Raw genomic sequence first — 11,431 nt, forward strand, 5'->3', positions numbered from 1 at the left:
GAGAAATGAGAGTTGTCTTACAACGATCAAAAGAAGCATCTGTAACAGTAAAAGGTGAAGTTGTAGGACAAATTCCTTTCGGCTTAACACTATTAGTTGGAATCACCCATGAAGATACAGAAAAAGATGCAACGTATATCGCTGAAAAAATTGCTAACTTACGCATTTTTGAAGACGAAAACGAAAAAATGAACCATTCTGTGTTAGACGTTGGTGGACAAGTTCTTTCCATTTCACAGTTCACGTTATACGGAGATTGCCGAAAAGGAAGAAGACCAAACTTTATGGATGCAGCAAAACCTGACTACGCAGAACGCTTATACGATTTCTTTAACGAAGAACTTCGCAAACAAGGACTGCACGTAGAAACAGGGCAATTCGGAGCGATGATGGACGTTCAGCTTATTAATGATGGTCCGGTGACGTTGATTGTAGAGAGTAAATAATGATGGTGGAAGAGAGGGGGGGGTTCTCCTCTCTTTTTTGATTTGAAATAAAACGCGAACTTTAGAAACAACTATATCGGCGCTTTTTTCGATATATCGGCGCAAATGCATCATTTATCGGCGACTTTTACAATATATCGGCGCTTCGACATAAAATAAAGATTCCTCGACCATATTCAACACATAGAAAGCCGATGATTCCTTTTTGCAATAGTGTATAACCTCCACATCAATATGGAACAATAGTTATTAGAATTCCACTATTGAATGTGAGGGATATACGTATGCGTATGAGTGAGAAGGGAAACGCTGCTACTAATGGAGCAAATCAATTATTTAATGTGAATTTTCATGAGTTTATTTCAAAAGAACAGCAAAATACATCGCTAGAACTTGCTTCTGAATTTGGGATTTCTTTAAAAGATGTGAAAACTTTAAAGAAGCACCTCGGACGTTCTTGAGAATCTTGACAACAATTGTGAATAACCGTATAGTAGTAAACAAATTCATTTTTTTACAGTTACATATGGTATAAACCGATGATAGAGAAGAGTAGATGAGAGACACATGAAAAGAGAGGAAATGTCTGGGGCTGAAAACATTTCTGCATGATGACTGATCGAATGACACTCTGTAGGTTTCGTCTTGAACGGCATAGTGCTTAGTAGAGGTCGAACGCAATTTAAGCGTTATTAAAAAAGTGGAAGCATACGTGCTTCAATTAGGGTGGCACCACGGGTATTATACTCTCGTCCCTACTGTACAATCAGTAGAGGCGGGAGTTTTTTTATTTTTATTATTATTGAGAAAATGAGGAGGAACTGAATATGTCTATTCAAATCCCACGCGGAACGCAAGATATCCTTCCTGGTACTGTGGAACTATGGCAGTATATTGAAGGACAAGCACGTGAAATTTGTCGTCGTTACAACTATAAAGAAATTCGCACACCAATTTTTGAGCATACAGAATTATTTTTACGCGGTGTTGGGGATACAACAGATATCGTACAAAAAGAAATGTACACATTCGAAGATCGCGGGGAACGTAGCTTAACACTTCGTCCAGAAGGAACAGCACCAGTTGTACGTTCTTATGTAGAAAATAAAATGTTCGGTGATGCTACGCAGCCGACAAAATTATATTATATCGGGCAGATGTTCCGTTATGAAAGACCACAAGCAGGACGCTATCGTCAATTTGTTCAGTTTGGTATTGAAGCGATTGGCAGTAATGACCCAGCAATTGATGCAGAAGTGATTGCGCTTGCTGTTGAATTTTACCGCGGCATGGGCTTAAAAAATATTAAAGTTGTGTTAAATAGCTTAGGTGATGCAGCGAGCCGTAAAGCGCATCGTGATGCATTAATTGCACATTTTGAGCCTCGCATCGGTGAGTTTTGTTCAGATTGCCAATCTCGTTTAGAGAAAAACCCACTTCGTATTTTAGATTGTAAAAAAGATCGCAATCATGAATTGATGAGCACAGCACCATCGATTACAGAATACTTAAACGAAGAATCAAGCGCGTACTATGAAAAAGTACAAGAACTATTAACAATGATGGATATTCCATTTGAGAAAGATCCAAATCTTGTGCGCGGTTTAGATTATTATCAGCACACTGTATTTGAAATTATGAGCGAAGCAGAAGGCTTTGGTGCGATTACGACGTTAAGTGGCGGTGGTCGTTACAACGGACTTGTACAAGAAATCGGTGGACCGGAAATGCCTGGTATTGGTTTTGCGATGAGTATCGAACGTTTAATTATGGCGCTGAAGGCTGAGAATATTGAATTACCAATTGCTCATCATATTGATTGTTATGTTGTAGCGCTTGGTGAAAAAGCGAAAGATCATGCTGCAAAAATTGTCTTTGACCTTCGTAAGGCTGGATTAGCGGTTGAAAAAGATTACTTAGATCGTAAAATGAAGGCGCAGTTTAAATCAGCGGATCGTCTAAGTGCAAAATATGTAGCTGTATTAGGTGATGATGAATTAGAAAAAGGCATTATCAACTTAAAAGATATGGCAACGGGCGAACAAGAAGAGGTTGCGTTAGATGTATTTGCTTCTTACGTAGCAGAAAAATCACTATAGGGGGAAAAGGAAATGGCTGAAAGAACGCATGCATGCGGAAAAGTAACAGTAGAAGCTGTGGGGCAAACAGTTCAATTAAAAGGTTGGGTACAAAAGCGCCGTGATTTAGGCGGATTAATTTTCATTGACTTACGTGACCGTACAGGTATTGTACAAGTCGTATTTAGTCCAGAAACTTCAAAAGAAGCGTTAGAAGTAGCAGAAACAATTCGTGGTGAATATGTACTGCACGTAGAAGGTACAGTTGCCAATCGTGCGGCTGGTGCAATTAATGAAAATATGGAAACAGGCCGTATTGAAGTACACGGGGCGAAAGTAAACGTACTAAATGCAGCGAAAACAACACCAATTATGATTACAGATGATACGGATGCATCAGAAGATGTACGTCTAAAATACCGTTATTTAGATTTACGTCGTCCTGTAATGTACAACACATTTAAAATGCGTCACGACGTAACGAAAACAATTCGTAATTTCTTAGATAGCGAAGATTTCTTAGAAGTAGAAACACCAATTTTAACGAAAAGCACACCAGAAGGGGCTCGTGATTACTTAGTACCAAGCCGGGTACATGAAGGCGAGTTTTATGCACTGCCGCAATCTCCGCAGCTATTTAAGCAGCTTCTTATGGTCGGCGGATTTGAGCGCTATTATCAAGTAGCACGTTGTTTCCGTGATGAAGATTTACGTGCAGACCGTCAGCCAGAATTCACACAAGTCGACATTGAGACATCATTCTTAACGCAAGAAGAAATTCTTGAAATGATGGAACGCATGATGACAAAAGTAATGAAAGAGGCAAAAGGTGTAGAGATTAACGCACCATTCCCGCGCATGATATATGCCGATGCGATGTCTCGCTACGGTTCTGATAAGCCAGATACACGCTTTGCGATGGAACTAATTGACCTATCAGAATTTGCGGCAGGCTGCGGATTTAAAGTGTTCACAAGTGCTGTAGAGGGCGGCGGACAAGTAAAAGCAATCAATGCAAAAGGTGCAGCGAGCAAATATTCTCGTAAAGATATCGATGCATTAACAGAATTCGTTAAAGTATATGGAGCAAAAGGATTAGCTTGGTTAAAAGTTGAAGAAGACGGCTTAAAAGGACCAATCGCGAAATTCTTTAACGAAGAAGATGCAAATGCGCTTATGAGCACGTTAGATGGGGCTGCTGGGGACTTATTCTTATTCGTTGCTGATAAGAAGAGCGTTGTTGCGGATAGCTTAGGAGCACTTCGTTTACGTTTAGGTAAAGAACTTGAGTTAATTGATGAAAGCAAGTTTAACTTCCTATGGGTAACAGATTGGCCGCTTCTTGAGTATGATGAAGATGCTGATCGTTATTTCGCAGCGCATCATCCATTCACAATGCCATTCCGCGAAGATGTTGAGCTACTAGAAACAGCACCAGAAAAAGCGCGTGCACAAGCGTATGACCTTGTATTAAACGGTTATGAGCTTGGCGGTGGATCACTTCGTATTTATGAGCGTGATGTACAAGAAAAAATGTTCAAAGCACTTGGTTTCTCACAAGAAGAAGCACAAGAGCAGTTCGGATTCTTATTAGAAGCATTCGAATACGGTACACCGCCGCACGGAGGAATTGCATTAGGTTTAGACCGCCTTGTAATGTTGCTTGCAGGTCGTACGAACCTTCGTGATACAATTGCCTTCCCGAAAACAGCAAGCGCAAGTTGCTTATTAACAGAAGCACCAAGCCTAGTTGCAGACGCGCAGCTTGAAGAGCTTTACTTACAATTAAAAGTAAAAGAAGAGAAGTAAGAACGAATCCTAGATGGACATACTAATTCCATCTAGGATTTTTTATTTGAGTATATAACTTTTTTGTAACGGCCCAGTTACTTTATGAAAAAAAGAAGAAAAGCATCTTTTTTAAATGGTCGAGAGGGACTGGCCATGTATGGTAGCGGTCAGGGCCTATTTCTGCCACGGGCAACGTTTTAAAACAAAGAGAGGTAGCGAGGCGCATTGCCATTTGTATTGTCATGGCAGCAATCTATATGTTGAAAAATGAAATGTATGGCTGAGTAATTATACTTTTTCTATACAAATAGTCAGAAAAGCGCTAGAATACATGGTAGACCATTTTGTAAATAGAAGGTATTATACTTATGAACAATATCTTTCGTATAAAGGGATTCGCAAGAAACATAACGATAGAAGATCATCTACACAAGATTTTCAACTTCTAATCAAAAAGATGATTTGAAAAATCAAGTTGACTTTCTTAGACAATATGCTAATGCAAAAGGAATAATAGTTGATGAAATAATTGAGGACTATGGAAGTGGATTAAACTATAATCGTAAAAAATGGAACAAATGAATTGATAGTTGTATGGTGAACGAAGTAGACACAATTCTCATTACTCATAAAGATAGATTTATTCGCTTTGGATACGGTTGGTTTGAGAGGTTATTAGCTATATTCAACGTAGAGATTATAGTTGTCAACAACGAAAGTCTTTTTCTTCAAGAAGAATTAGTCCAAGACATAGTTTCTATCCTACACATTTTTAGCTGTCATATATACGGGTTAAGAAAGTACAAGAAAAAAATCATAAAGGATGAGGAAGTTGAAAAAATCCTACAAGATAGAAATTAACCCTACGCAAGAACAAAAATCCAAGATACATCAAACAATTGGAGTGAGTAGGTTTATCTACAACTTCTACATTTCTCACAATAAAGAGGTTTATGAAAACGAAGGTAGATTTGTAAGTGGTATGGATTTTTCCAAATGGTTAAACAACGAATATATACCTAATAATGAGGATAAAGCATGGATAAAAAATGTGTCTTCTAAAGCCACCAAGCAAGCTATTATGAATGGAGAAAAAGAAAAAGCAAGATGTAAAATGTTACTTTCCTAAAAATAACAAAACAGACTGGACGGTTGAAAGACATCGAGTAAAAATACCTACTCTTGGCTTTGTAAGGTTGAAAGAGTACGGTTATATCCCTAAAAACGCCATTGTGACAAGCGGGACAGTTTCTAAAAAGGCAGGGAGATATTATGTATCCATACTTTGTGAAGTAGAGGGAACGCAAGTAAAACCAAAGTTAGAAGAAACAGGATTAGGGATTGATTTAGGGATTAAAGATTTTGCTATTTGTAGTACTGGGGAAGTTCACGAAAACATCAACAAAACAGGAAGAGTAAGAAAGCTAGAAAGAAAACTAAAACGTGAGCAGCGCTCTTTATCACGAAAGTATGAAAATCTAAAAAAGAGAGGTGAAAAATCTGCTACTAACAAAAGAGCAAATATAGACAAAAATATTCTTAGCGTACAAAAACTACATGTTCGTTTAGTAAATATTAGACATAGAGTATGTAAAGTCTGTTGTGAATAAGTTAGTGAAAACCAAACCAACGTATATCACAATAGAGGACTTGAATATAAAAGGGATGATGAAGAATAAGCATCTATCTAAAGCGGTCGCACAGCAATGTTTTTATACGTTTCAAACATGGTTATTAGCAAAGTGTAAAGAATATGGCATTGAATTACGCCAAGTAGGCAGATTCTATCCTTCTTCTAAGTTATGCTCATGTTGTGGCCATAAGAAAGTGGATTTAAAACTGTCTGACAGAGTATATACATGCGAGTGTGGAAATGAAATAGATAGAGATTTAAACGCATCCATCAACCTTTTACAAGCAAAAGAATATACCATACTAACTTAAACTAGTGGGTATATATGTACGGTGGGCTACATCGGAATTAACGCCTGTGGAGAGCCATATAAACCAAAGTAGCAAGATAGTGGCGAAATGGGGTTCGTAGAAGCAGGAAAACTCTAAGAGTATACATTTGTATATGTTTTTAGTAGCAGTGTAGACCGCATGTTACATCAATTTTCACGTAATGAATTAGCCTTCGGAAAAGAAGGTATTGAAATATTAAAAAATAGTACAGTTGGTATTTTAGGAATTGGCGGCGTTGGTTCGTTTGCAGCAGAAGCGTTAGCGCGTTCTGGTGTCGGTCGCCTTATATTAGTTGATAAAGACGTTGTTGATATTACAAATGTGAACCGTCAAATCCATGCATTACTTTCTACTGTGGGTCGTTCAAAAGTAGAACTAATGAAAGAACGTATTGCTGATATAAACCCAGACTGTGAAGTTATCGCATTAGAAATGTTTTATACAGATGAAACATATGAAGAGTTCTTTAAACATGGTTTAGATTTCGTAGTGGATGCATCTGATACAATTACGTTCAAAATTCATTTAATTAAACAGTGTTTGCGCCGTAAAATTAAAATCATTTCAAGTATGGGTGCAGCAAATAAAATGGATCCAACTCGTTTCCGCATTGCCGATATTTCCAAAACGAACACAGATCCAATTGCGAAAGTGATTCGTACGAAACTTCGTAAAGAAGGTATTAAAAAAGGTGTAAAAGTTGTATTCTCTGATGAAAATCCAATTGTGATTCGTGAAGATGTTCGTAAAGAAATCGTTCCAGATGAAAATGCAAAAATTCGCAAAGCGAAATTACCACCGTCCTCTAACGCCTTCGTTCCGTCTGTGGCCGGCTTAATTATGGCAAGTTATGTTGTGCGTGAACGTTTGAAGGATATCGAAGTAAAACGTGTCGGACAAGAGTAAAACGAGACACGCATGTTTCTTTATTGAAGCATGTGTGTTTTTTTATGTTAAATATTCAGAAAAATGTTAACATTTATATGTAAAGGAGGGGGAAAATGAGAAATAATAAATCTCTGTTATGCTTTATTATGCTGCTTTGTTTCGTTTCACTTTCCGCATGTAATTCATATGAAGATTATTGGGTGTTAGAGAAATCAAGGTATAATGAGGCGCCAGAAATGGTTGATTATTTTCCGAAACGCGCACAGGAGAATCCTTCACGCGTAGGCTATTCTACATATACGATTTCAGAAGGACGAAAAATGATCGCGTTAGCGGTTGGATCTCAGCATAAAGGTAGTGAAATTGAAGTAACAAAATTTCAGGAAAAAGGCAATGCAACATATGTAACTGTGAATATAAAAAAGGGAAAATCGAGTGAAGAAAATCCTGTTATCTTAATTGGGGTAAGTAAATTACATAAGAATATCGTGATACAAGATATGGATGGAAATAAATACGAAAAACTATAGAGTTTAAGGGGATAGTGGAAGAATGACAAGTAAACAGAAAATATGAAACGCATGAATTTTATCCATGCGTTTTTTATCCCGCATTAACGGGCAGTAATACTCCCACCTCAAAATTTGGCGAAAGCGTTGTCCAGCTCTAGCGGCTAGAATCTCCGGTCGTTTCGCCCCCTCGGACGAGGCAAAAAGCGCCTCTCTGTCAGGGGCGTGGGCGTCCTGCGATTCTGAATGAGCCGCTTCCGCTTTTCTTAAGAAGTTAGGCGGGAGATAAACTGCCCGTAAAAGCCCGATTGGTGAGGGCTGATAATCAGTGGGGGATGAAAAAACCCCCACTGATTAAAGTTTCACTTTATGTGCTCTTTTCGTAATTTTAATTTTCTGCTGTGCAAACGATATCTAAATTTCCGTTCTGATCCATTTTAAAAATCGGTGCCATCTGTTCTTGCGGTTCATCTAGTAGAATGAGCTTGCGGGCACGGTCCATAATTCTAACGAGTGTTTCATAATCTTCCTGCACGGATTGCTGTTGTTTCTGCAGTGCTTCAAGCTTTTTCTCTAATTGATGATTTGTTTTTTGGAGTGTTTCGAGCTGATTATGTAATGTTTCGTTTTCAGTTTGTAACTTTTCTATAAGTGGGTTGTTTTGTTCTATATTTTGTAAAAACGAAATGACATCTTGTATCGTAAGTGACGGCTCGTTTGTGATAACATCTTCCGAAAACTCAGCCTCAATTACGATATTTTTCTTCGGTTCCAATCGTGATACTTGCGCTTTAGGTTTCACTGCTTGTTCTCTCTTTAATTTTTTTCGCTGTTTTCGCGCAATTTGCACAGCTTCTTCATAGCTTTGCCGAACTTCTGCATTCCAACGAAAGCCGCAAGCAGCAGATGTTCTATTTAATTGATCGCCAACTTCATCAAATGCTTTTAATTGCGTGCTGCCTTCGCGAATGTGACGTAAAACAGTTTCTGCGAGAAGTAAATCATCTTCCCCAGTCCATGCATCCTGGCGCATTTTCATTGCGAATCCTCCATATTTCATGTCGTTTTCGCTTATGTTACCCTTTTTATTCGTTTTTATACGAATGTTGTAGTTTTTCATGATAAATTCTGGCACTTCTTTTTTTGCAATTTGAAGTGGAAAGGAATGGTTTGATAACTTACAGTTAGAAGAAGGAACCTTTGCAAATTTGCAATCAAAAGTAAAAAATACTGTAACTACTCAGTTAGTCTATGAAAAAAGGCAGAAAAGCATTTTTTTGGAGGGGTATATATGCTGAAAATGATACGAAATAGATTACCTTTGATTGGAGCGGTTTGTTTATTATTACTTACTCTATTTAATTATTTTTTTAAAAATGATGTTTGGAGAAATTGTATAAGCATAGGGTTATTTTTGTTTGTTTTATTTTTATATTTGATATCTAGAGAGAGAAAAAAATAGTTGGATTTTTAAAAGGATATTTTTGAACAGTCTAATATATCGAGGAATATTGGTCCTCAGAAGGTTATGATTTTGAAACATTTATTAATGGTTCCTTTCACTTTTCGGTATGATCCAGTTCAGCGCTCGACTACTTGTATGTCGAATATCGTTGGAAAGTCGATATACTGTGTCGAAGAGTCGATATATTCTAAAGAACGGTCAATATATTTTGATTTGCGTCGATATATTGCAAAGAACGATCGATATATCGGTGGACATGGAAGAAAGGAGGAGCTAACCCAAACCTTTTGGGTCAGCTCCCTTTTATTTGAATGGTAACAGTATTATGTCGTTTTTGCTTACACGATTATTTCGATTTGCTTTGATGTGAGTTTTGCAATCGTTCATATACAGTAGCAAGTGCTTGCTCAAATTTACCAGTCGTCTTTGGTGTATAATATTGCTTGTTTTTAATTTTATCTGGTAAGTACTGCTGCTGCACCCATCCATTTGGATAATCATGCGGATAGAGGTAGCCGATTCCTCTGCCGAGCGACTCTGCGCCTTTATAGTGACTATCTTTTAAATGAGCTGGAACATCACCCGTTTGTCCGTTTCGTAAGTCATGAAGTGCTGCATCAAGTGCTTTATATGCTGAATTTGATTTCGGTGATAAGCATAGTTCAATGACCGCATTGGCTAGTGGAATACGAGCTTCTGGAAAACCGACGCGTTCTGCGGATTCGATGGCAGCTAGCGTACGAGGCCCAGCTTGAGGGTTTGCAAGCCCAACATCTTCGTATGCCATAATCAGTAATCGTCTGCCAATGCTTTGCATGTCACCAGCTTCAATTAGGCGAGCTAAGTAATGAAGAGCGGCATTCACATCGCTTCCGCGCACTGATTTTTGGAAAGCGGATAATACATCGTAATGAGCGTCGCCGCCTTTGTCGTGTACAAAACTTTTCTTCTGTAAACATTCTTCAGCGATTTCAAGTGAGATTTCTACTGTTTCTTCATTTGTTGTAAAGCTAGATAAGACTGCGAGCTCAAGTGCATTATAAGTGGAGCGCATATCACCGCCAGATGCGTTTGCAAAGTGACGCAGAGCTTCATCTGTTACTGTGACGTTGTATTCTCCTAGTCCTTTTTCCTGATCTGTTAAAGCACGTTTTAATCCTTGTAAAAGGTTTTCTTCTGTTAAAGCGTGTAGTTCAAAAATTTGACACCGGCTTCGAATGGCGGAATTAATTGCGTGAAATGGATTGCTTGTCGTTGCCCCAATTAATGTAATGAGTCCGCTTTCTAAGTGAGGAAGAAGGAAATCTTGTTTGCCTTTATCTAATCGATGTACTTCATCTAAAATTAAGATGAGATGGCGATGCATTTTTGCCTCTTGGACAACAACTTCCATATCTTTTTTATTATGGGTAACGGCATTTAATAGACGAAAAGGCATACCGATGCTGCCGGCAATGGCGCTTGCGATTGATGTTTTTCCTGTTCCGGGAGGTCCGTATAAAATCATTGATTGTAGATGCTTTGCTTGTACCATCCGCCATAAAATTTTGCCTTCGCCCACTAAATGTTCTTGTCCGATCACTTCTGTAATATTAGTCGGACGCATTCGATGTGCGAGTGGTTGTTTCATATGTTCTCTCTCCTTCAGTGACTTGTTTATGTAATAAATTCCGAGTTATTTGGTATATTTATATGTTATCATTTCTGTTAGAAAAGTTGAAATTCCTTATCATACTATATTATGCTATAATTTCAAAGGATTTTGATTTCAGAGAGTGTTTTTCCTATTAAATAAAAGAATAACGAACCAAGTAGAAGCGAAAGACTTGAAAAGAGGTGCTACATATATGAAAATCTCAACAAAAGGCCGTTACGGTTTAACAATTATGATCGATCTTGCGAAAAAGTTTGGAGAAGGTCCGATTTCATTAAAATCGATTGCGCAGGCGCATGATTTATCTGAGCATTATTTAGAGCAATTAATTTCGCCGCTTCGTAATGCTCGTCTTGTAAAAAGTACACGCGGTGCATATGGTGGTTATGTATTATCAGATCAACCGATTAACATTACAGCAGGTGATGTAATCCGCGTGTTAGAAGGTCCGATTAACGTAGTAGAAATGTTGGATGAAGAAGAACCGGCACAGCGTCAGCTTTGGATACGTGTTCGTGATGCGGTGCAAGAAGTTCTTGATAGTACAACATTAGAAGATTTAGTACGCTATGAAGAAGAAAACAACGGCGGTTATATGTTTTATATTTAATTCCGTGTGTAACGATTTGGAAAGA

Annotated in this window: 9 protein-coding genes, 2 pseudogenes and 1 other annotated feature; of the genes and pseudogenes, 9 read left to right on the forward strand and 2 right to left on the reverse strand. The window is 38.1% G+C overall.

Annotation, left to right across the window (positions count from 1 at the left end; all coding sequences use genetic code 11):
• Positions 1 to 5: 5 nt before the first annotated feature.
• From dtd to MR076_RS22690, 8 genes and pseudogenes are all read left to right on the forward strand, one after another.
• A complete protein-coding gene (dtd, locus tag MR076_RS22655; protein WP_242224391.1) occupies positions 6 to 446 on the forward strand; it encodes a D-aminoacyl-tRNA deacylase in 441 nt (146 codons plus the stop codon).
• Between the two features lie 284 nt (positions 447 to 730).
• Positions 731 to 907, forward strand: a complete 177-nt coding sequence (locus MR076_RS22660; RefSeq protein ID WP_242224393.1) for a hypothetical protein — start codon at positions 731 to 733, stop codon at positions 905 to 907.
• 69 nt (positions 908 to 976) lie between these two features.
• Positions 977 to 1,206 (forward strand) — a binding site (T-box leader).
• A gap of 67 nt (positions 1,207 to 1,273) precedes the next feature.
• The gene (gene hisS, locus MR076_RS22665; RefSeq protein WP_242224394.1) at positions 1,274 to 2,545 is read left to right on the forward strand and encodes a histidine--tRNA ligase; all 1,272 of its coding nucleotides are present in this window, start codon (positions 1,274 to 1,276) and stop codon (positions 2,543 to 2,545) included.
• A gap of 12 nt (positions 2,546 to 2,557) precedes the next feature.
• Complete coding sequence (gene aspS, locus MR076_RS22670; protein WP_242224397.1) at positions 2,558 to 4,333, forward strand: aspartate--tRNA ligase; 1,776 nt, start codon at positions 2,558 to 2,560, stop codon at positions 4,331 to 4,333.
• A 331-nt stretch (positions 4,334 to 4,664) separates the two neighbouring features.
• Positions 4,665 to 5,176, forward strand: a pseudogene (locus MR076_RS22675) (IS607 family transposase); the annotation flags it as partial.
• Positions 5,148 to 6,259: pseudogene (locus MR076_RS22680) on the forward strand (RNA-guided endonuclease InsQ/TnpB family protein). The pseudogenes MR076_RS22675 and MR076_RS22680, both read left to right, overlap by 29 nt.
• Positions 6,260 to 6,418: 159 nt before the next feature.
• A complete protein-coding gene (locus MR076_RS22685) occupies positions 6,419 to 7,186 on the forward strand; it encodes a tRNA threonylcarbamoyladenosine dehydratase (RefSeq protein ID WP_242224399.1) in 768 nt (255 codons plus the stop codon).
• 95 nt (positions 7,187 to 7,281) lie between these two features.
• Positions 7,282 to 7,698, forward strand: coding sequence for a hypothetical protein (locus tag MR076_RS22690; RefSeq protein WP_242224401.1), 417 nt, complete (start codon positions 7,282 to 7,284; stop codon positions 7,696 to 7,698).
• 367 nt (positions 7,699 to 8,065) lie between these two features.
• Here MR076_RS22690 and MR076_RS22695 read toward each other — a convergent pair whose 3' ends face one another.
• Together MR076_RS22695 and MR076_RS22700 are read right to left on the reverse strand one after the other, a co-directional pair.
• Positions 8,066 to 8,716: an RsfA family transcriptional regulator gene (locus MR076_RS22695; RefSeq protein ID WP_242224403.1), complete on the reverse strand. Its 651-nt coding sequence runs from the start codon at positions 8,714 to 8,716 to the stop codon at positions 8,066 to 8,068.
• A 772-nt stretch (positions 8,717 to 9,488) separates the two neighbouring features.
• The gene (locus tag MR076_RS22700) at positions 9,489 to 10,772 is read right to left on the reverse strand and encodes a replication-associated recombination protein A (protein WP_242224405.1); all 1,284 of its coding nucleotides are present in this window, start codon (positions 10,770 to 10,772) and stop codon (positions 9,489 to 9,491) included.
• A gap of 217 nt (positions 10,773 to 10,989) precedes the next feature.
• Between MR076_RS22700 and cymR the strand changes: the two genes are divergently transcribed.
• Complete coding sequence (gene cymR / locus MR076_RS22705; RefSeq protein WP_090916825.1) at positions 10,990 to 11,406, forward strand: cysteine metabolism transcriptional regulator CymR; 417 nt, start codon at positions 10,990 to 10,992, stop codon at positions 11,404 to 11,406.
• The last annotated feature ends 25 nt before the right edge of the window (positions 11,407 to 11,431 follow it).

Source organism: Bacillus cereus group sp. BfR-BA-01380 (assembly GCF_022663535.1).
In the GTDB taxonomy this organism is placed as follows: domain Bacteria; phylum Bacillota; class Bacilli; order Bacillales; family Bacillaceae_G; genus Bacillus_A; species Bacillus_A cereus_BB.